15 protein-coding genes and 2 rRNA genes (1 of these 17 cut by a window edge) are annotated in these 20,169 nt (G+C 67.9%); 12 read left to right on the forward strand and 5 right to left on the reverse strand.

Annotated features, from left to right (window positions below; translation table 11 throughout):
• From NR792_RS00430 to NR792_RS00450, 5 genes are all read left to right on the forward strand, one after another.
• Positions 1 to 2,433: ribosomal RNA gene (locus NR792_RS00430) — 23S ribosomal RNA — on the forward strand; it begins 534 nt to the left of the window's first position.
• Between the two features lie 185 nt (positions 2,434 to 2,618).
• Positions 2,619 to 2,735, forward strand: a 5S ribosomal RNA gene (gene rrf / locus NR792_RS00435).
• A 372-nt stretch (positions 2,736 to 3,107) separates the two neighbouring features.
• The gene (locus NR792_RS00440; protein ID WP_375758098.1) at positions 3,108 to 5,894 is read left to right on the forward strand and encodes a protein kinase; all 2,787 of its coding nucleotides are present in this window, start codon (positions 3,108 to 3,110) and stop codon (positions 5,892 to 5,894) included.
• 116 nt (positions 5,895 to 6,010) lie between these two features.
• Positions 6,011 to 7,381 carry a KamA family radical SAM protein gene (locus NR792_RS00445; RefSeq protein WP_375758099.1) on the forward strand — a complete coding sequence of 457 codons (1,371 nt, stop codon included), beginning with the start codon at positions 6,011 to 6,013 and terminating at the stop codon, positions 7,379 to 7,381.
• The gene (locus tag NR792_RS00450; protein ID WP_375758100.1) at positions 7,381 to 8,616 is read left to right on the forward strand and encodes a KamA family radical SAM protein; all 1,236 of its coding nucleotides are present in this window, start codon (positions 7,381 to 7,383) and stop codon (positions 8,614 to 8,616) included. The genes NR792_RS00445 and NR792_RS00450 overlap by 1 nt, the downstream gene beginning before the upstream one ends.
• 17 nt (positions 8,617 to 8,633) lie before the next feature.
• Here the strand turns inward: NR792_RS00450 and NR792_RS00455 are convergent, their stop codons facing one another.
• The 3 genes from NR792_RS00455 to NR792_RS00465 all read right to left on the reverse strand — a co-directional run bounded on the left by NR792_RS00455 (position 8,634) and on the right by NR792_RS00465 (position 10,207).
• Positions 8,634 to 9,221, reverse strand: coding sequence for a hypothetical protein (locus tag NR792_RS00455; RefSeq protein WP_375758101.1), 588 nt, complete (start codon positions 9,219 to 9,221; stop codon positions 8,634 to 8,636).
• Between the two features lie 63 nt (positions 9,222 to 9,284).
• Positions 9,285 to 9,620, reverse strand: coding sequence for a hypothetical protein (locus tag NR792_RS00460; protein ID WP_375758102.1), 336 nt, complete (start codon positions 9,618 to 9,620; stop codon positions 9,285 to 9,287).
• A 38-nt stretch (positions 9,621 to 9,658) separates the two neighbouring features.
• Positions 9,659 to 10,207 carry a hypothetical protein gene (locus NR792_RS00465; protein ID WP_375758104.1) on the reverse strand — a complete coding sequence of 183 codons (549 nt, stop codon included), beginning with the start codon at positions 10,205 to 10,207 and terminating at the stop codon, positions 9,659 to 9,661.
• A gap of 114 nt (positions 10,208 to 10,321) precedes the next feature.
• Here NR792_RS00465 and NR792_RS00470 point away from each other — a divergent pair, with 114 nt between their 5' ends.
• The 6 genes from NR792_RS00470 to secF all read left to right on the forward strand — a co-directional run bounded on the left by NR792_RS00470 (position 10,322) and on the right by secF (position 17,244).
• Positions 10,322 to 11,428, forward strand: a complete 1,107-nt coding sequence (locus NR792_RS00470; RefSeq protein WP_375758105.1) for a SpoIID/LytB domain-containing protein — start codon at positions 10,322 to 10,324, stop codon at positions 11,426 to 11,428.
• A gap of 52 nt (positions 11,429 to 11,480) precedes the next feature.
• The gene (gene queA, locus NR792_RS00475) at positions 11,481 to 12,569 is read left to right on the forward strand and encodes a tRNA preQ1(34) S-adenosylmethionine ribosyltransferase-isomerase QueA (RefSeq protein ID WP_375758106.1); all 1,089 of its coding nucleotides are present in this window, start codon (positions 11,481 to 11,483) and stop codon (positions 12,567 to 12,569) included.
• 5 nt (positions 12,570 to 12,574) lie between these two features.
• Positions 12,575 to 13,771, forward strand: coding sequence for a tRNA guanosine(34) transglycosylase Tgt (gene tgt, locus NR792_RS00480; protein ID WP_375758107.1), 1,197 nt, complete (start codon positions 12,575 to 12,577; stop codon positions 13,769 to 13,771).
• 148 nt (positions 13,772 to 13,919) lie between these two features.
• Entirely contained in the window at positions 13,920 to 14,270 is a 351-nt protein-coding gene (gene yajC / locus NR792_RS00485; RefSeq protein ID WP_375758108.1) for a preprotein translocase subunit YajC, read from the forward strand.
• A complete protein-coding gene (gene secD, locus NR792_RS00490; protein WP_375758109.1) occupies positions 14,270 to 16,042 on the forward strand; it encodes a protein translocase subunit SecD in 1,773 nt (590 codons plus the stop codon). Before yajC ends, secD begins: the two co-directional genes overlap by 1 nt.
• 32 nt (positions 16,043 to 16,074) lie before the next feature.
• On the forward strand, positions 16,075 to 17,244 hold the full coding sequence (secF, locus tag NR792_RS00495; protein ID WP_375758110.1) for a protein translocase subunit SecF: 1,170 nt from the start codon (positions 16,075 to 16,077) through the stop codon (positions 17,242 to 17,244).
• Between the two features lie 76 nt (positions 17,245 to 17,320).
• Here the strand turns inward: secF and NR792_RS00500 are convergent, their stop codons facing one another.
• The gene (locus tag NR792_RS00500; protein WP_375758111.1) at positions 17,321 to 17,905 is read right to left on the reverse strand and encodes an outer membrane beta-barrel protein; all 585 of its coding nucleotides are present in this window, start codon (positions 17,903 to 17,905) and stop codon (positions 17,321 to 17,323) included.
• 171 nt (positions 17,906 to 18,076) lie between these two features.
• Here NR792_RS00500 and recJ point away from each other — a divergent pair, with 171 nt between their 5' ends.
• A complete protein-coding gene (recJ, locus tag NR792_RS00505) occupies positions 18,077 to 19,792 on the forward strand; it encodes a single-stranded-DNA-specific exonuclease RecJ (protein ID WP_375758112.1) in 1,716 nt (571 codons plus the stop codon).
• 22 nt (positions 19,793 to 19,814) lie between these two features.
• Here the strand turns inward: recJ and NR792_RS00510 are convergent, their stop codons facing one another.
• Entirely contained in the window at positions 19,815 to 20,054 is a 240-nt protein-coding gene (locus NR792_RS00510; protein ID WP_120524508.1) for a YHS domain-containing protein, read from the reverse strand.
• Between the last annotated feature and the right edge of the window lie 115 nt (positions 20,055 to 20,169).

Raw genomic sequence — 20,169 nt, forward strand, 5'->3', positions numbered from 1 at the left:
TGAGGGGAGTCAAAAGAACCTGAAACCGCATGTCTACAAGCAGTTCGAGCACTACGGCGCAAGCCAGTGCGAGAGCGTACCTTTTGCATCATGATTCGGCGACTTAATATACGTAGCGAGGCTAAGCCGATAGGTGGAGCCGGAGCGAAAGCGAGTCCGAATAGGGCGCTAAGTTGCGTGTATTATAACCCGAAGCGGGGTGATCTACACATGGCCAGGTTGAAGTGCGGGTAACACCGCATGGAGGACCGAACTCATGAAAGTTGAAAATTTCTGGGATGAGCTGTGTGTAGGGGTGAAAGGCCAATCAAACTCCGTGATAGCTGGTTCTCCCCGAAAGATATTTAGGTATCGGCTCGGGTAATTCAATGCCGGAGGTAGAGCACTGAAACGGCTAGGGGTCTCACCAGATTACCAAACCGTATCAAACTCCGAATGCCGGCAATTGTTATCCCGGGACGCAGTCAGTGGGTGATAACGTCCATTGGCAAGAGGGGAATAACCCAGACCGACAGCTAAGGCCCCCAAATCTAGTCTAAGTGAACACTAGAAAGGATGTGGCAGGTCATTGACAACCAGGAGGTTGGCTTAGAAGCAGCCATCCTTTAAAGAAAGCGTAATAGCTCACTGGTCAAGACAGGCCGCGCCGAAAATGTAACGGGGCTCAAGACTAGTGCCGAAGCTTCGGGTCATGCGCGTCAGGCGCGTATGGCGGTAGGGGAGCGTCCCAGTTGCAGCGAAGGTAGACCGAAAGGGCTGCTGGAGCGACTGGGAGTGCTGATGCCGAAATGAGTAGCGATAAAGGGGGTGAGAAACCCCCTCGCCGTAAACCCAAGGTTTCCTGGGTCAAGTTAATCTTCCCAGGGTTAGCCGGGTCCTAAGCCGAGGCCGAAAGGCGTAGGTGATGGCAAGCAGGTTAATATTCCTGCGCCATCTTGCAGACGTTGAACTGAGGGAGGACGGAGAAAGCTAGGCGAGCTGACCGGTGGTTGTGTCAGTCTAAAGGCGTAGGGGTGTCGCGTACGAATAAAGGCGCGGCAGCTATCCCCGAGACCCCATGGCGCCCCGCAAGGGGTAAGTCGCTGATGCTCGGCTTCCAAGAAAAGTCCCGCAGGGAGTCTGCAGGGTGTCCGTACCGCAAACCGACACAGGTGGGTGAGGAGAAAATCCTAAGGCGCTTGAGAGAACTCTCCTCCAAGGAACTAGGCAAATTTCCACCGTAACTTCGGAAGAAGGTGGGCCTCTGGTAGGTGTAGGCGTACAGCCGAAGCCGAGAGAGGTTGCAGAGAAATGGCGGTAGCGACTGTTTACCAAAAACACAGGACTCTGCGAAGGCGACAAGCCGACGTATAGGGTCTGACTCCTGCCCGGTGCTGGAAGGTTAAGGGGATTCGTCAGCCGCAAGGCGAAGCGATGATCCGAAGCCCCAGTAAACGGCGGCCGTAACTATAACGGTCCTAAGGTAGCGAAATTCCTTGTCGGGTAAGTTCCGACCTGCACGAATGGAGTAACGACTTCCGCACTGTCTCGGAGAGGGACTCAGCGAAATTGAAATAGCTGTGCCGATGCAGTTTACCCGCAGCAAGACGGAAAGACCCCGTGAACCTTTACTACAACTTGACAGTGACACTAGGGATTGACTGTGTAGGATAGGTGGGAGCCTTTGAAGCCGGGCCGCTAGGTTCGGTGGAGGCAACGGTGAAATACCACCCTGTTGATTTCTGGTGTCTAACCATGTCTCGTCAGCCGGGACTGGGACACTGTCTGGTGGGTAGTTTGACTGGGGCGGTCGCCTCCCAAAAAGTAACGGAGGCGCGCGATGGTTCCCTCAGCCCGATTGGAAACCGGGCGTCGAGTGCAATGGCATAAGGGAGCTTGACTGCGAGACCGACAGGTCGAGCAGGTGCGAAAGCAGGTCATAGTGATCCGGTGGTCCTGAATGGAAGGGCCATCGCTCAACGGATAAAAGGTACTCCGGGGATAACAGGCTTATCTCCCCCAAGAGTTCACATCGACGGGGAGGTTTGGCACCTCGATGTCGGCTCATCGCATCCTGGGGCTGGAGCAGGTCCCAAGGGTTTGGCTGTTCGCCAATTAAAGCGGTACGCGAGCTGGGTTCAAAACGTCGTGAGACAGTTTGGTCCCTATCTGCTGTGGGCGTAGGATACTTGAGAGGCTCTGACCTTAGTACGAGAGGACCGGGTTGGAGGCACCGCTGGTGTACCAGTTGTCTCGCCAGAGGCATCGCTGGGTAGCCATGTGCCGATTGGATAACCGCTGAAAGCATCTAAGCGGGAAACCGACCTCAAGACCAGGTATCCCGGGCGCAAGCCCCTGAAGACTCGTGGAAGACTACCACGTTGATAGGCTGGGTGTGTAAGCGCGGTAACGCGTTAAGCTAACCAGTACTAATAAGTCGAGCGGCTTACTTCCCCCCTTCTCTTGCATGCCCCCACGCGGGGAGTAAGGGACTCGGGGCCAAGGCCGAGGCCAGGACGCCGTATGCGCGTCCGCCCGGAAGACATCAGCTATTCTCAATTGCTTCTTCGACTTCTCGAAGAGGCTTCATTCACGCAGAAACCTGCAACTTACCCTTCGTATGCACCGTCATTCGCTTTTCCGGTGGCAATGTCGGAGGGGTCACACCCGTTCCCATCCCGAACACGGAAGTTAAGCCCTCCAGAGCCGATGGTACTCCGCGGGAAACCGCGTGGGAGAGTAGGTCGCTGCCGGATTCTTTTTGAAAGCCCCTGACGCCGCAAGGCGCCAGGGGCTTTGTCTTTGCGGGCTTCGCTGCCGCCTGCGGCCGTCGCCGGCTTTAGCGTTGCTCCCGTGCTCGCGGGTGGCTCATTTCCCCCACGGGACCGAGGGGGAACCGGCCTGGTGGACTGCGGTCCTGCGCACGCCGAGGGTCGCACCGGGCCGACGTGGGGAGGCGGGTGGGTCAGTTCTGGCGGAAGGGGACGCCAAGTTCTCGGATTCCTTGGGGAAATGCGTCATCGTGGATGTTTGACCGGCGTTCCCACTGGATCTAGAGTCTCTGCTCCCCCCGGTCTGCGCACCGCCTGCCGCGGTCCGTACTCGCCGGCGTCGGGCAGCCCCGCGAGATGAAGAAGCCGACCTTCTTTGGGAAGTACCTGCTCCTCGAGCGCATCAACGTCGGCGGCATGGCCGAGGTCTTCATCGCGAAGGCCTTTGGCGTCGAAGGCTTCGAGCGCATCCTCGCCATCAAGAAGATCCTTCCGACGATGGCGGAGGATGACGAGTTCATCACGATGTTCATCGACGAGGCGCGGATCAGCGTTCAGCTGAACCACGCCAACATCGTGCACATCCACGAGCTCGGGAAGCACGAGGACACGTACTTCATCGCCATGGAGTACGTGGCGGGCCGTGACGTCCGCACGCTCCTGGAGCGCTACCGTCGCCGCAAGGAGATCATGCCCACCGCTCAGGCGGTGTTCATCGTCTCCAAGATGTGTGAAGGCCTGGACTACGCCCACCGCAAGAAGGACGCGCGCGGCCAGGATCTGCACATCATCCACCGCGACGTCTCTCCGCAGAACATCCTCGTCTCGTACGAAGGCGAGGTGAAGATCATCGACTTTGGCATCGCCAAGGCCGCCAACCGCTCGCAGAAGACGCAGGCCGGCATCCTCAAGGGGAAGTTCGGCTACATGAGCCCGGAGCAGGTCCGGGGCATGCCCATCGACCGGCGCAGCGACATCTTCGCGGTCGGCGTGCTGCTCTACGAGATGCTCACGGGCGAGAAGCTCTTCGTGGGCGAGTCGGACTTCTCCACGCTGGAGAAGGTGCGCAACGCGGACATCCCGCTGCCGCGCGAGTTCAATCCGAACATCTCCGCGGGCCTGGAGAAGGTCGTCCTCAAGGCGCTCGCGCGCGAGCCCGAGGATCGCTACCAGTGGGCGTCGGACCTGCAGGAGGACCTGATGCGCTTCCTCCTCGCGGGGGACGCCATCTACTCGTCGAAGCACCTGTCCGGCTTCATGAAGGAGGCCTTCGCCGAGGACATGCTCCGTGAGGCGGAGAAGATGGAGCGCTATGCCTCTGTCGAGCGCCCGGACCAGATCGAACACTCGGGCGTGACGGTTCCGCCCCCGGCCGCGGCGCCTCGCGCGACCGCGCAGAAGAAGTCACCCGCGCCTTCGCCTTCGGGCTCTCCCGCGGGCCGCGCCTCCACGGCGCCTGCCCAGCCCGCGCCTGGCTACATCCCTCCGCCCACCGACGAGGAGTTGGCGGAGATGGATGGCGCCGCGGACAAGACGCAGATCGTGGACTCCACGCACACGTTCCGGGCCCCGGAGACGCGGATCGCCGACAGCAGCGTCGTCGTGGACGACAGCATCACCGGCCGCTCGGAGAACCCCATTGACCGGGCGGGGCACCACACCAGCGCTTCTCCCTTCGCTCAGGACGACGGGAGAGGCGGCAAGGGCAAGAGCGGTCCCAAGTCCCAGGTCATCATCGGGGACGAGGGTGGGGAGGCCTACGCGGGCGCGACCATGATTGGCCCTGCGCCGACGGCGCCGCCTTCGCGCTCACGGGGGGGCTCTGCCGCCCCGGTGCTGGATCCCGAGGAAGAGGAGACCACTGGCAACATCACCCTCCCGGTGGGCGCGCGCCACAACGGCCTTCGCCCCCAGGCCGCTGAAGCGGACGACCCGGAAGGCGCCTACGACGACCAGGGCGACGATTTCGAGCGCGACGGCCAGGAGGACTACGGAGACGAGGGGCAGGACGGCGAGGAGCCGCCCTACGACGACGAGGCTGACGGCCCTGCGACCATCCCGCAGAAGGCTTCCAAGATGGCGAAGCCGGCCCCGGCCGCCAAGGTCGATGCCAAGGCCAAGGCCAAGGCACCCGCCGGACCGAAGAAGCCGCTGCCCAAGCCCGCCATCATCGGCGTGGCCGCGGGCGTGGCCCTGCTCCTCATCGTGGGCGTGATCTTCGTGGTGCGTGGCTCATCCACGGGCTCCGTGAACTTCGTCGCGCCCGTGGGAGCCACCGTCCTCGTGGACGGGGAGACCGTCAACGCCAACCAGGTCATCGAGCTCTCCGCGGGCCTGCACAATGTGACCGCGTCCGCCCCGGGCTACCAGCCCGTGACGCAGCAGATCGAGGTCACCGCCGGACAGGCGGCGGCCCCCATCCTCCTCAGCCTGAAGGCGGAGGCGGCTTCCAAGCCTCCAGAGCCCAAGCCCGTGGAGCCCCCGCCCTCGCCTCCGGCGACGCCTCCGGTGGTCGAGAACAAGCCGCCTCCCACGACGCCGGAGCCCCCTCCCGAGAAGCCCGTCGAGCCGCCCGCGCCGAAGACGTTCACGGCCCTGTTCGAAGGACAGGAGGGCGCGGAGATCACCGTCAACGGCAAGTCCCTGGGCAAGGTCCCCGGGGCGAAGCTCGGCGACCTGGAGATGGGCAAGAAGTACACCTTCACGGCGAAGCGCGCGGGCTACAAGCCGTTCTCCGGCGACTTCACGTCCAACGGTGACTCCGAGGTGCGTGTCCCCGTGGACATGGTGGCCGAAGCCCCGCCGCCCGAGCCGACGCCGAAGCCCACGCCTGCTCCTCCGAAGCCCAAGCCGCCGGTGGTCGCGGACCCGGCCCCGAAGCCCCAGCCCAAGCCTCCGCCTGCGAAGCCCGCCGTTGCCGCGACGGGCAAGTTCGCCTGCAGCACGTCACCGGCGGGCGCTCAAATCTGGGTGGACGGGAAGAACACGAACCGCGTGACCCCGGTGCCGCTGGGCAATCCGCTGACGCTGCCGGTGGGCAAGCGCAAGGTCGTCTTCAAGCTCAACGGCAAGTCGACCAAGCCCCAGGTCGTCGTCGTCGAGGCGGAAGGCGTGGCCAAGCTCATCAACATCAAGGTGGAGTGAACGGACGCACCGCGCCATCGGGCATCTTGTGCCCCCTGCGATTGTTGAACAGGGATGTCAGGGGGCAGGCTATGACGCCTCGCCCACGACGCTCCTTACGTTGAGGTGATGTGTTCATGAGCACGACGTCCACTCGAGGCAAGCCCGACGCTGGCCCCGCGCAGCAGCCGTTCACCTATCCCCTTCGCAAGGAGTTCGTGGAGCCCGACTGGCGGCGCATCCCGGGCTACAAGGACGTCACCGCGGCGGAGTGGGAGAGCTCGGTGTGGCAGCGCAAGCACACCGTGAAGAACCTGCGCGAGCTGAAGGCGACGCTCGGGGGGCTGCTGCCGGACGACCTGGCCGCGAGCATGGAGCTGGACCAGAAGGAGCGGGCGACGATGTCCATCCTCGTCCCGCCCCAGATGCTCAACACCATGAACCTGGAGGACCTGTGGAACGACCCGGTCCGCAGGTACATGCTGCCGGCGCTCGCCGACCGCCGCACGGACTGGCCCAACCACCCGCGCGCCAGCCGTGACAGCCTCCACGAGGCGGACATGTGGGTCGTCGAGGGCCTGACGCACCGCTATCCGACGAAGGTGCTGGCGGAGATGCTGCCCACGTGCCCGCAGTACTGCGGCCACTGCACGCGCATGGACCTGGTGGGCAACGACGTCCCGCAGGTGTCCAAGCACAAGTTCGCGACGGGGCAGAAGGAGCGCTACGAGCAGATGCTGGACTACCTGCGCCGCACGCCCACCGTGCGCGACGTGGTGGTGTCCGGCGGCGACATCGCGAACCTGCCCATCCAGGCGCTGGAGCCGTTCGTCAGCGCGCTGATGGACATCCCGAACATCCGCGACATCCGCCTGGCGTCCAAGGGACTCATGGCGCTGCCGCAGCACTTCCTCCAGGACAGCGTGCTGGCGGGGCTGGACCGGCTGGCGAAGAAGGCCGTGGAGCGCGGGGTGGACCTGGCGCTGCACACGCACGTGAACCACGCGCAGCAGCTCACGCCGCTGGTGGGCAAGGCGGTGCGCAAGCTGCTCGACATGGGCTTCCGCGACGTGCGCAACCAGGGCGTGCTCTTGCGCGGCGTGAACGACAGCCCCAAGGCGCTGCTGGACCTGTGCTTCACGCTGCTCGACCACGCGAAGATCCTGCCGTACTACTTCTACATGTGCGACATGATCCCCAACAGCGAGCACTGGCGGCTGTCGGTGGCGCAGGCGCAGAAGCTCCAGCACGACATCATGGGCTACATGCCGGGCTTCGCCACGCCGCGCATCGTCTGTGACGTGCCGTTCGTGGGGAAGCGGTGGATCCACCAGGTGGCGGAGTACGACCGCGAGCGCGGCATCTCCTACTGGACCAAGAACTACCGCACGAGCGTGGAAGCGAACGACGCCGGCGCACTTGAGCGGAAGTACGAGTACTTCGATCCCATCGACACGCTGCCGGAGTCCGGCCAGGCGTGGTGGCGGGAGCAGCCCAAGGCGGCGTGATGGACTCCTCCGCGGGCGCGACGGCGCCCATGTCGTCCCCCCGTCCCTCGCTCAGTGCCGAGGGGCGGGCCCGGTTGTTCCCGTCCGCGACCGACGCGGAGTGGACGGACTGGCGCTGGCAGCAGCGTCACTCGGTGCGCAACCTGGAGCAGCTGGAGCGCTACGTGCGCCTGACCCCGGAGGAGCGCGCCGGGGTGCAGGAGACGTCCTCGCTGTTCCGGATTGGCATCAGCCCGTACTACCTGTCGCTCATCGACCCGGAGCACGCGTCGTGTCCGGTGCGCATGCAGTCCATCCCGGTGCGCGCGGAGGCCCGGGTGCGGCCCGGGGAGCTGGAGGATCCGCTCGGCGAGGACAAGACGCGCCCGGAGGAGTGCATCGTCCACAAGTATCCGGACCGGGTGCTGTTCCTGGCCCTCGATACGTGCTCGGTCTACTGCCGCCACTGCACGCGGCGGCGCATCACCAAGGGCGGTGAGGCGGAGCTCACCAAGGACCAGATGCGCCGGGGCATCGACTACGTGCGCAGCCACCCGGAGGTGCGCGACGTGCTCATCTCCGGAGGCGATCCGTTCCTGCTGAGCGAGGAGCGGCTGGAGTCGCTGCTCGCGCCGCTGAGCGAGATTCCCCACGTGGAGATGATCCGCATCGGGACGCGCGTGCCGGTGGTGCTGCCCATGCGCGTCACCGACTCGCTGGCGCGCCTGCTGCGCCGGTACGCGCCCGTCTACGTCATCACCCACTTCAACCACCCGAAGGAAGTGACGCCCGAGGCCCGGGAGGCGTGCGAGCGGCTGGTGGACCATGGCGTGCCGGTGGAGAACCAAGCGGTGCTGATGCGGCAGCTCAACTCGGATGCGCGCATCATCAAGGAGCTGTCGCACGTGCTCCTGCGCAGCCGCGTGCGGCCGTACTACCTGCACCAGATGGACGTGGCTGAAGGGTGCGAGCACCTGCGCACGCCCATCGCCAAGGGGCTGGAGATCCTCCAGCAGCTGCGCGGTCACACCAGCGGGCTCGCGGTGCCGCACCTCGCGGTGGACCTGCCCGGTGGGGGAGGGAAGGTCACCCTCCAGCCCGACTACGTCATCGAGCGGGGTGAGCGGGAGACCCTGTTCCGCAACTACAAGGGCCAGACGTACGCCTACCCGGAGCCGGAGGAGACCGACTGCTCCTGCCCGTACGACGAGGTGTGGCAGGCTCGGTCGCGGGAGCTGGGCTCCAGGGGCCGCTGACGGCCGTCGCGGCGGGGCTACCTGCCGCGGCGCGAGCCTGACCTGGAGGCCTTCTTCCGGCTGATGGAGGACTTCGCCGGCACGCCGGCGGGGGCGCCCATCTCCACGACCGGCGAGTTCTCCAGGCTGCTGTCGACGTCCACGGAGGGCTCCGCGCCCTCCTCGGACTCCAGCTCCACGGGGTCCGCGTCGCTGAAGCCCTGCTGGATGTGGACCTCGCCGTCGCCCTTGCGCTTCTTCGCCTCGGCTTCCTTCTCCGCCTTGGCCTTGTCGTCGAGCCGCCTGGCCTCGTTGGCGACGCGCTGGTTGTCTTCGGGCGTCATCCGGGCCGTGAAGGTGGCGAACTCCTTCGCGGAGACGCCGTGCTTCTCCATGACCTTGGCGGCTTCCTTCTGCTGGTCGCGGATGGACTGGCCGCGCTCGGCGTTGCTCATCTCCGACGGCTTGCGGTTGCCGTAGTCGGCGTTCACCTTCGCCAGGGCCGCGGCCTCATCGCGCTGGATGGCCGCCACCTTCTCCGGCGTCAGGCCGTCGTCCTCCGCGAGGGCAGGGGCCGCCAGCATGAGCGACGAGGCAGCGAGCATCAACGAGAGACGGGTCTTCATGGGGAGGCTCCTCAATCCGGCCCATCATAGGCACGGAGTCAGAGGCGACGCATGGGCGGTTCTTCAGGGCGCCTGACACCGCGCGCAGCCGTCACCCGCGCCCGCGCACTGCTCGCGCGCCCTGGCGCAGCGCGGCGGCAGGTCGTCCCGGTCCGCCTGCTGCTCCACGAGGCCGCAGAGCTCCTCCGCCGTGGCGCACGTCTTCGCGGAGACGTCGCACTGCTGCGCGCACGTCAGGCCGTCTCCCTGCTCGCGGGCGCGGAGCTCGTCGAGGCGGGCCTCGATGCCGTCGATGGCCGCGTCGTCGTCCCCGGCCACCCGGGTGTCCACGTGCTTCGTGCAGCCCGCCAGCGTGATTCCCGCGATGAGGAGGGCCAGCCATGACCGGGTCGCTCGCATGGTCCTACCCATATGCGTCCGCTCAGGGCCGCGTCCAGTCAGCGGCGCTCAGGGGAGCGCATGCGGCGCTCGGGGCGGGGCTCGGGTTCAGGGGGACGGCTCCAATAGAGCCAGGCCGTGAGGGCCAGGAGCGCGGCCACGGCCAGCCTCCGCAGCCATTCCTCCCGCGCCCTCCCGGGCGAGTCCGCGTCGGCCTCGGCGGCCCGGGCCAGCGCGGCCTCCACTTCGGGTCCCAGCTCATGCATCCGCCGGCACAGCCAGGCCACGGGGGCGAGCGCCACCGGCACGGGCGCGGTGTCCTTCTCCACGGCCACGGCCAGCATGCGCTCCCAGGCGGTGGCTTCCTCCTGGCTCTCGGGGGACCTGGCGGACAGTCCCAGCTGACGGGACAGGGCCTCCGCGGAACGGAGCAGGAGCACCGCGAAGGCGTCGCTTGAAATCCCGTACCAGGCCGCGCACTCCGCCAGGGGACGGCGCTCCACGAGCCGGCGGACCAGCACGGCGGCCGTGCGGGGCTCCAGCTCGCGCAGGGCCGTGACGAGGGCCTCGGGGGACAGGCGGGCGGCTTCGGGGACGGAGGCGGTCACGGGGCTCCATTCTGCGGCATCCGCCTGGGGTTTTCGCGGGCTCCGGCCGTGGGGGTGCACCGGACTCCGGCCGATTTCTTGAGGCGGATCGCTCCGCCCCTAGACTGTTGGACCATGTTGCAACGTGTGGCACTGCTGCTGCTCCTGCTCGCGTCGTCGCGGGCGTTCGCCGTGGAGACGATGCGCATTGCCATGGATGACCCCGGCGACGAGGTCCGCGTGAGCGGCCGGGGCCTGGGCTTCGGCCCCGATGCCGAGGACGGCGCCTTCGTCCCCATCACCGCGGGCCAGGCCACCGTGCGCCGCCGCAACGGCAAGCTGGAGGTCAACGGTGCGCCTGTCATCGGGGATGCCATCCGCTTCCGGGGCGGCCTGGAGGCCACCGACGCGGGCGGCCCCGGCAATGAACCGCTCAAGGCGGGGAGCGCGCAGGTGCGTGGCGACGTCGTCGTGCGCCTCTTCAAGAGCAGCCTCCAGCTCATCAACGTCATCCCCCTGGAGGACTACCTCGCGGCGGTACTCGGCAGCGAGATGCCCGTGTCCTTCCCCCTGGAGGCCCTCAAGGCCCAGGCCGTGGCCGCGCGGACGTACGCGCTGCAGAAGAAGCTCGACGCCTACGGCGCCGCCTTCCACATGGGCAGCAGCGTGCTCCACCAGGTGTACGGCGGCGTGAACCGCGAGGACGCCAAGACGCGCGCCGCCGTGGAGGCCACGCGGGGCGAGGTGCTCACGTATGACCTGGCCCCCATCGAGGCGTACTTCCATGCCTCCTGCGGCGGGCACACCGAGTCCGGCCAGGACGCCCTCCAGCGGAACCTGCCGTACCTGCAGCCCGTCGACTGCCCCTGCGGCAAGCTGCCCGCCAGCCGCTGGACCGCGACCCTCTCCGAGGCGGAGCTGCGCAAGGCGCTGAAGTCCCCAGCGGACGGCATGCGCGTCACCGGCCGCACGCCCACGCACCGGGTGACCCGCGTGACGCTGGCGGATGGCACCGTGGTGGACGGCGTGCAGTTCCGCCGCAAGCTGGGCTACACGCGCCTCAAGAGCCTGGACTTCGACGTGGAAGCCTCCGGCAAGAACTACGTGTTCACCGGGCGTGGCTACGGCCACGGGGCGGGGCTGTGCCAGTGGGGCGCCAAGGCCTTCGCCGACCAGGGCAAGCCGTACCGGGAGATCCTCTCCCACTACTACCCGGGCGCCGAGTTCCAGCAGCTCTACTGACCTCCCACGCCGGTTCCGCGAGGGCGCGGGGGCTGCTACAAGCGCCAACCCCGTGTCGTCCCTCCTCTCCGACTACGATTTCGAGCTCCCCGAGGCGCAGATCGCCCAGGCCCCGCTGCCCGACCGGGACGCGTCGCGCCTGATGGTCGTCAGCCGCGCCACCGGCGCCTGGAGCCACCAGCACTTCACCGACCTCGTGGACCTGCTGCGCGAGGGCGACCTGCTCGTCCTCAACGACGCGCGCGTCATCCCCGCGCGCCTGCTGGGCCAGAAGAGCGGCACCGGCGGCCGCGTGGAACTGCTCGTGGTGCGGCCCGCCGCGGCGGCCACGCTCACCTCCGCCGCGCTCGGCGGCGCGCCTGAATCCCTCGAGTGGGTCTGCCTGGGTCAGGCGTCCAAGGGGCTCAAGCCCGGCCAGTCCGTCACCTTCGCCGGGGGCCTGTCCGCCGAAATCCTGGAGGCCCTGGGGGGAGGGGAGTACCGGGTGCGCTTCCACGCGGCCCCGGGCACGTCGCTCGCCAGCCTCCTGGACGCGGCGGGACGGCTGCCCCTGCCTCCGTACATCACCCGCGAGCCCAGCAGCGCGGACGCCGAGCGCTACCAGACCGTGTACGCGCGCGCGTCCGGCGCCGTGGCCGCGCCCACCGCCGGCCTGCACTTCACGCCCGAGGTCTTCGCGAAGCTCGCGGCGAAGGGCGTGCGGCGCGCGGAGGTGACGCTCGACGTGGGGCCCGGCACCTTCCTCCCCGTGCGTGAGGAGGTGCTGGACAAGCACCACATGCACCCGGAGCGCTTCACCGTGCCGGAGGCCACCGCCGCCGCCGTGAACGCCGCGAAGGCGCAAGGCCGCCGCGTGGTCGCCGTGGGCACCACCGTGGTGCGCACGCTGGAGTCCGCCACCGACCCGGACACGGGCCGGCTGCGCAGCGGCCCCGGCGAGACGGCGATGTTCATCCGGCCCGGCTATGTCTTCCGCCAGGTGGACGTGCTCCTCACGAACTTCCACCTGCCGCGCTCCACGCTGGTGATGCTGGTGAGCGCGCTCCTGGGGCGGGAGCGCACGCTCGCCGCGTACCAGGAGGCCGTGCGCGCGGGCTACCGGTTCTTCAGTTACGGCGATGCCATGTTGGTGAAGGAGTGAGTGCCGTGGTCGACGAGCAGGGCAGGGAAAAGGGCGAGAAGGGCGATACCCGCGTGCCCCCGGGGCTGGTGCGCTTCGAGCTGTTGCACGAGGACCAGAGCGGCACCAAGGCGCGGCGCGGCCGGCTGCACACGCCGCATGGCCCCATCGAGACGCCCATCTTCATGCCCGTGGGCACCGTGGGCAGCGTCAAGGGCGTGGGCCCGGATGACCTGAAGACCCTGGACGCGCAGATCATCCTGGGCAACACCTACCACCTGATGCTCCGCCCCGGAGAGCCGCTCATCGGGGAGATGGGCGGCCTGCACCGCTTCATCTCCTGGGACCGGCCCATGCTCACCGACAGCGGCGGCTTCCAGGTGTTCAGCCTGTCGGAGAAGCGGAAGATCACCGAGGAGGGCGCCGCGTTCCAGTCGCACCTGGACGGCTCGCGGCACTCGCTGTCGCCGGAGCGCTCCATTGAAATCCAGGAGACGCTGGGCGCGGACGTCATCATGGCGTTCGACGAGTGCCCCCCGTCCACCGAGGACCGGGCCTACCTGGAGAAGTCCCTGGCGCGCACCACGCGCTGGCTGCACCGGTGCGTGAAGGCGTGGAGCCGCGAGCGCTCGTCGCTCTTCGGCATCGTGCAGGGCGGCCTCCACGAGGACCTGCGCAAGCGCCACGCGGAGGAGATCTGCGCGGTGGACCTGCCCGGCTACGCGCTGGGGGGCTACTCCGTGGGCGAGGCGCCGGAGGCGATGCACGCGGGCGTGGCGTACTCGGCGCCGCTCCTGCCCCGGGACAAGCCGCGCTACCTCATGGGCGTGGGCACGCCGCTGGACCTGGTGACGTGCGTGGAGCAGGGCGTGGACATGTTCGACTGCGTGCTGCCCACGCGGTGCGCCCGCAACGGCCTGCTCTTCACCTCGGAGGGCAAGCTGGTCATCCGCAACGCGGCCTACGCCAAGGACCCCCGCCCGGTGGACCCTGCGTGCTCCTGCTACACCTGCCGCACGTTCAGCCGGTCCTACCTGCGGCACCTGTTCGCGGCGGGAGAAATCCTGGCGATGCGGCTCAACACCCTGCACAACCTCCACTACTTCCTGGACCTGATGGCCCAGGTGCGCCGGGCCATCGCCGAGGACCGCTTCGCCGCGTTCGCCCGGGACTTCCGGCAGAAGGCCATGGCGCAGGAGGCCGAACGCAAAGGCGGCCGGTGAGCGGGCAACGGGATTGCCGCGCTTCCGGCGTTCACTTGCTCACATGGGGCGCCCTTGCTAAGAGGCCACCCTTTCGGATGTTTTGACCCCACCCGTACGCCGGGTCGGGGCCTTTCCGAGTCCTTCCTCCCAAACGACGAGGCAGTACGTGGCTGACAGTTTCCTGATTCTCGCGCAGGCCGGGGCCGGTTCCCCCCTGGGGACCTTCGGCTTCCTCGCCGTGCTGGTGGCCATCATGTACTTCGTGATGATCCGCCCCCAGCAGAAGCAGCTCAAGGAGCACCGCAACCTGCTCGCGGGGCTGAAGAAGGGCGATGACGTCGTGACGTCCGGCGGCATCCTCGGTCGCATCCACCAGGTGGACGACTCCACCGTGACGCTGGAAGTCGCCAGCGGGGTGCGCGTGCGCGTGCTCAAGACGGCTGTCAGTGCGAAGGGAACCGTTCCGGTGGCGGGCGCCCCGGCGGCGGCCCCCGCTGAGAAGAAGGAGGAGAAGTAATGGACCGCGGCTGGTGGTGGAAGTTCGGAATGATTGTCGCGGTGACGCTGGGAACGATCTGGTTCCTCGTCCCGACGTACTACTCGCTGGTGGTGTTGGACCGCTCCGAGCGCAACAACATCGCCGTGCTGGAGCAGCGGCTGCCCGCGTGGGCGCCCCCCGCGAAGTACCGCCTCAACCTGGGGCTGGACCTGCAGGGCGGCATCCACATGGTGATGCGGGTGGACACCAAGACGGCCCTGCAGAAGCGCACCGAGCGCCGCGGGACGCAGATCGCCACCTACGTCAACGACAAGAAGCTGGGCGAGGTGACGGCGGACACGGATCCGGAGCGGCTGCAGCTGACGCTGACCGCGAAGGACCCGGCGACCATGGACGCCATCCAGAAGGAAGTGCTCGCCACCTTCACGGACTTCACCCTGGAGTCGCGCAACGGCGGCACGCTGGTGCTCAAGCCGGACGAGGGCCAGGTGAACCGCTTCCGTGACGAGGCCGTGGACCAGGCCATGCTCGTCATCCGCCGCCGCATCGACAAGTGGGGCGTGGCGGAAGTGGACGTGCGCAAGCTGGGCACGGACTCCATCCAGATTTCGCTGCCCGGCCGCAGCAACCCGGAGCAGGCCAAGGAACTGGTGGGCACCACCGCGCAGCTGGAGTTCCGGATGGTGGACGACACCAACCCGCAGGTGTTCGCGCAGATGTTCCAGCAGAACCCGCCCCCGGCGGAGAGCAACATCACCCTGGTGGAGGACGAGGGCTTCCCGCAGCTGTCCTCGCCCAACCGCGAGGCGCTGCTGGCGTACGCGAAGGACAAGACGCCGGAAGGCCGCGACGTCGTCACCGAGTGCGTGGCGAACCCGGTGAAGAAGAACGACTGCATCGCGTACCGCAGCTACCTCTTGGACAAGAACGTTCCGCTCACGGGTGAGAGCCTGGCGGGCGCGGACGCGTCCGTCAGCCAGATGAACGAGCCCGAGGTGAACATCGCGTTCGACCCGGCGGGCTCGCGCGAGTTCGAGCGGCTCACCGAGGCCGCCGTGGGCCGCCGCATGGCCATCGTGCTGGACGACAACGTGCACACCGCCCCGCGCATCAACGAGAAGATTGGCGGCGGCCGCGCGCGCATCACCATGGGCCGCGCCAGCGGGCGCAGCTTCGAGGAGTGGCTGGGCGAGGCGCAGACGCTGGCGCTGGTGCTCAAGGCCGGCGCGCTGCCCGCGCCGGTGACGGTGGGCGAAATCCGTCAGGTGGGCGCGACGCTGGGCGACGAGCTCATCAAGAAGGGCAGCCTGGCCGCGCTGGTGGGCCTGGCGCTCGTCATCGTCTTCATGGCCATCTACTACCGCAAGTCCGGCCTCATCGCGGACGTGGCGCTCCTGCTCAACGGCCTGCTCATCCTGGCGGGCCTGGCGTTCTTCAACGCCACGCTGACCCTGCCGGGCATCGCGGGCTTCGTGCTCACGCTGGGCATCGCGGTGGACGCGAACGTGCTCATCAACGAGCGCATCCGCGAGGAGCTGTCCCACGGCAAGTCCGCGCGCGCGGCGGTGGACCAGGGCTACGACCGCGCCTTCTGGACCATCTTCGACGCGCACGTGACGACGCTCATCGCGGGCTTCATCCTGTTCTTCACGGGAACGGGGCCCGTCCGCGGCTTCGCCACCACGCTCATCGTGGGCCTGCTGGCGTCGCTGTTCACGTCCATCGTCGTGACGCGCGTCATCACGACCTACTTCGTCCACGGCCGTAACGCGCAGTCGGTGTCCGTCTAACCGGCCCCCACAGGCGCCACGGGAAATCCGCCATGCAGATTCTCAAGCACAAGACGAACATCGACTTCATCGGCAAGCGCAAGCCGGCGCTCTTCATCTCCACGCTCATCAACCTGGCCATCATCGTCGGCATCGCCGCGGTGGGGTTCAACTTCGGCGTGGACTTCGCCGGCGGCACGGTGGTGGAGCTGAAGTACAACACGCCCACCACCGCGGAGCAGGTGCGTGAGAAGGCCCAGGCTGGCGGCCTTCACGACGTCAGCGTCCAGGGCGTGGGCGCGGCCGAGGAGAACTCCTTCCTCCTGCGCATGGGCGGCGTCACGCAGCTCACCGCGGAGAACGCCGAGCGCGCGAAGGCGGCCATCCAGGGCCTGGGTGAGGTGCGCAACGTCTACGCCGACATGGCCAACGGCATCGTGAACTTCCGCTCCGCGCAGCCCATGTCCGCGGAGGCGGTGAAGAAGGCCGTGCAGGACGGCGCGGGCATTGGCGTGCAGGAGGTGCGTGACCTGGGCGCGAACCAGGGCGGCACCGGCTACGACTACCAGGTCGTCGCGAGCGGCATGGCGGACAAGGTGTTCGCCGCGCTGAGCGCGGGCTCCGACAAGCCCGACTTCGAGCAGCGCCGCGTGGACTACGTGGGTCCGCAGGTGGGCAAGCAGCTGCGCAACCGCGGCATCATGGCGCTGGTGTATTCCATGGTCGCCATCCTCATCTACGTGGCGTTCCGCTTCGACTTCAAGTTCGGCCCGGGCGCGCTGCTCGCCATGCTCCACGACGTCATCATGGTGGCGGGCTACTACCTGGTGAGCCAGCGCGAGTTCAACCTCACGTCCATCGCCGCGCTGCTCACCATCGTGGGCTACTCGGTGAACGACACCATCGTCATCTACGACCGCATCCGCGAGGACATGGTGAAGTACAAGGGCAAGCCGCTGCCGGAGGTCATCAACATCGCCGTCAACGACACGCTGGGGCGCACCATCCTCACCTCCGGCGTGACGGCGCTGTCGCTCATCGGTCTGCTCATCTTCGGCGTGGGCGAAATCTTCGACTTCGCCATGGCGATGCTGGTGGGCATCCTCGTGGGCACGTACTCGTCCGTGTACATCGCCAGCCCGCTGGTCATCTGGCTGGACGAGCGCGCGCACGCCCGCGAGGGGCACTCCGGCGGCGCCAAGCAGGAACCGAAGACGGCCTGAGCCGGCCTCCGAGCCGGTTGACGCCTGGAAGCAACGAGGGCCCTCCTCCCATGCGTGGGAGCGAGGGCCCTTCGCTTTAGAAGCGCGCGCCCAGCGTGAGCGACGCGTCCATGAGGCCGCCGCCCGCGTCGTCCGTGGCGGTGGCTTCCGCGAAGTCCTGGTCGATGAGGACGCGGTACGTGCCGCGCACGCCCGCGGTGAGGCCGCCGGTGTTGAACTCCAGGCCCACCGCGAGCGGCACCTCTTCCATCAGGTCGCTGTCGTAGAGCCCCGCGCCCGCGCCGCGCACGTCCACGTAGGACAGGCCCAGGCCCACGCCCGCGAAGGGGCGCACCGCGGTGAGGAAGGGCGGCGACACCTTCACCAGCGCGCTGCCGCCGTTGCGCACCAGCGAGGGCGCGTCGAAGAGGCGCGTGTCGGCGACCTTGTTCTGCGAGCCCTCGTAGCCGACCTCGAAGCCGAGGAAGGTGGTGGGCTGGAGGTTGAGCGTGAGGCCCCACAGCGGGCCGGTGCTCGACAGGTCGCCCAGGTCGCCCGTGTAGTCGCCAATGCCGCCGCGCAGGAACACGTTCACGTCCCCCTGCTTCTTCTGCGCGAGCGCGGGCCCCGCGCCCAACACGACGACCATCAGGGCACCGCCCTGGAGAAACCTGCGAAGCATGCGGACCTCCTCTGTCCACGGGTGTGCACTCAAGCTGGGCACCGCGTACCCGCCGTGCAGGTCCACAGCAGGAAGGCAGGCGAGCGCACGGCTGAACACGCGTGCAGGAGGGAGGTGTGAGTGGACGGGTTGGACTGCCTTGGTCGGACGTCTGAGGTACTGTCCTCCTCCATGCGGTGGTTGCTTCCAGATGTCGTCGAGCAGGAGGTCGGTTCGCTTGCGGGTGAGCTGTCGCTGCACCCGTTGGCGGCGAGGGTGTTGCTCCACCGGGGCTACCGTACGCCGGAGGCGGCGTCGGCCTTCCTGTCGGACCGGCTGGCGGACCTGCCGGACCCGTTCCGGATGAAGGGCATGGGCCCCGCGGTGGAGCGCGTGCTGCGCGCGGTGCGGCTCAAGGAGAAGGTGACGCTCTACGGGGACTACGACGTGGACGGCGTGTCCTCCACGTCGCTCATGTACCTGTTCCTCAAGGAGCTGGGGGCCGCCCCCGCCACGTACATCCCGCACCGGCTGGACGAGGGCTACGGCCTCAACCTGGCCGCGGTGGAGCGCATCGCGCAGGACGGCACGCGCCTGCTGGTGACCTTGGACTGCGGCATCACCTCCGTGGCGGAGATTGCCCGCGCGAAGGAGATGGGCCTGGACGTCGTGGTGGTGGACCACCACACGGTGCCGCCCACGCTGCCGCCCGCCACGGCGGTGCTCAACCCGCACCAGCCCGGCTGCGAGTACCCCACGAAGGTGCTGTGCGCCGCGGGCGTGGCCTTCAACCTGTGCATGGGGCTGCGCAAGCGGCTGCGCGACGACGGCTTCTTCGCCACGCGCAAAGAACCCAACCTCAAGGCGCTGATGGACCTGGTGGCGCTGGCCACCGTGGCGGATGTGGTGCCGCTCACCGGCGCCAACCGCATCCTCGTGGCGCACGGCCTCCAGGAGCTGTCCCAGGGCCGCCGCCCCGGCATCCGCGCGCTGAAGGAGGTGGCCGGCATGGAGCCGGACGCGTCCGTCACCGCGGGGCAGGTGGGCTTCCGCCTGGGGCCCCGCATCAACGCCGCGGGCCGCCTGCACGACGCGTCGCTGGGCCTCCAGCTCCTGTGCGCGGACTCCGTGGAGACGGCGCGCTCGCTGGCGCAGGTGTTGGATCGCGCGAACGCGGAGCGGCAGGGCATTGAGAGCAGCATCCTCACGCAGGCGCTGGCGCAGGCGGAGGAGCACAAGGACGCGCGCGGGCTGGTGCTCTACGACGAGGGCTGGCACCCGGGCGTCATCGGCATCGTGGCGTCGCGCGTGGTGGAGCGCTACCACCGGCCCACGGTGATGGTGGGCGTGAAGGACGGGGTGGGGAAGGGCTCGGCGCGCAGCATCGAGGCGTTCCACCTGTACGACGCGCTCACCGGCTGCTCGGACCTGCTCATGCGCTACGGCGGGCACAAGCACGCCGCCGGCCTCACCGTGGACGCGAAGCAGCTGCCCGCCTTGCGCGAGGCCTTCGCGAAGATTGCCCTCCAGCGCCTGACGCCCGAGGACCTGATTCCGCGCTGCCGCGTGGACGCGGTGGTGAACCCGCGCGACCTGGACGCGACGGCGGTGGAGTCGCTGCAGAAGCTGGGGCCCTTTGGCCAGGGCAACCCGGAGCCGGTGCTGGTGCTGCGCGGCCAGCAGGCCCGGCCGCGCGTGCTGCCCCCGAAGTCCGGCGCCAGCGGCGCGGGGCACCTCAAGCTCGCGCTCGTGGACGCGCCGGAGCTGGACGCCATCGGCTTCGGCATGGCGGACCGCGTGTCGCTGGTGGAGGGGCCGGTGGACCTGGCCTTCCAGGCCGGCTTCGACACCTTCCGGGGCCAGCGCAAGCTGTCCCTGCGCCTCAAGGACGTGCGTCAGGCCGCCTGACGCCGTCCGCGGTACTCCTTCGCTACGCGAGCCCCCAGCGCACCCGGCCCGGCGACATCAGCGCGCCGGCCCGCGCCAGCTCGTTGAGGCGGAAGCGCTCCGCCTGGCGCTCGAAGGCGGTGCGGCAGCCCTCCGAGCAGAAGAAGTACCGGCGCTTCTTGTACTCCGACGAGGGATGGCCCTCCGGGGCCTCCAGGTGCCGGCCGCACACCGGATCCCAGTGCCGCGTGTTGCCCTGTTCCTGTTCCTGACCACCGTTCATCTTCCACCTCCAGCCCGACGCCCCAGACTCCCCCACCCGGGGCGAGTGTAAGCAGGGGTCGTGCCAGCGGTCCATCTCCTTGGAAGGCCAAGGAGCGCGGCCCTGGAGGGAGGGC

Source organism: Corallococcus exercitus, assembly GCF_042231735.1.
GTDB lineage: Bacteria > Myxococcota > Myxococcia > Myxococcales > Myxococcaceae > Corallococcus > Corallococcus exercitus_B.

Coding starts and splice junctions, on each gene's coding strand:
- recJ (WP_375758112.1), top strand. CDS start 18,077: ATGCGGTGGTTGCTTCCAGATGTCGTCGAGCAGGAGGTCGGTTCGCTT.
- NR792_RS00440 (WP_375758098.1), top strand. CDS start 3,108: ATGAAGAAGCCGACCTTCTTTGGGAAGTACCTGCTCCTCGAGCGCATC.
- secF (WP_375758110.1), top strand. CDS start 16,075: ATGCAGATTCTCAAGCACAAGACGAACATCGACTTCATCGGCAAGCGC.
- NR792_RS00445 (WP_375758099.1), top strand. CDS start 6,011: ATGAGCACGACGTCCACTCGAGGCAAGCCCGACGCTGGCCCCGCGCAG.
- NR792_RS00510 (WP_120524508.1), bottom strand. CDS start 20,054: ATGAACGGTGGTCAGGAACAGGAACAGGGCAACACGCGGCACTGGGAT.
- NR792_RS00500 (WP_375758111.1), bottom strand. CDS start 17,905: ATGCTTCGCAGGTTTCTCCAGGGCGGTGCCCTGATGGTCGTCGTGTTG.
- NR792_RS00460 (WP_375758102.1), bottom strand. CDS start 9,620: ATGCGAGCGACCCGGTCATGGCTGGCCCTCCTCATCGCGGGAATCACG.
- NR792_RS00455 (WP_375758101.1), bottom strand. CDS start 9,221: ATGAAGACCCGTCTCTCGTTGATGCTCGCTGCCTCGTCGCTCATGCTG.
- NR792_RS00470 (WP_375758105.1), top strand. CDS start 10,322: ATGTTGCAACGTGTGGCACTGCTGCTGCTCCTGCTCGCGTCGTCGCGG.
- NR792_RS00450 (WP_375758100.1), top strand. CDS start 7,381: ATGGACTCCTCCGCGGGCGCGACGGCGCCCATGTCGTCCCCCCGTCCC.
- secD (WP_375758109.1), top strand. CDS start 14,270: ATGGACCGCGGCTGGTGGTGGAAGTTCGGAATGATTGTCGCGGTGACG.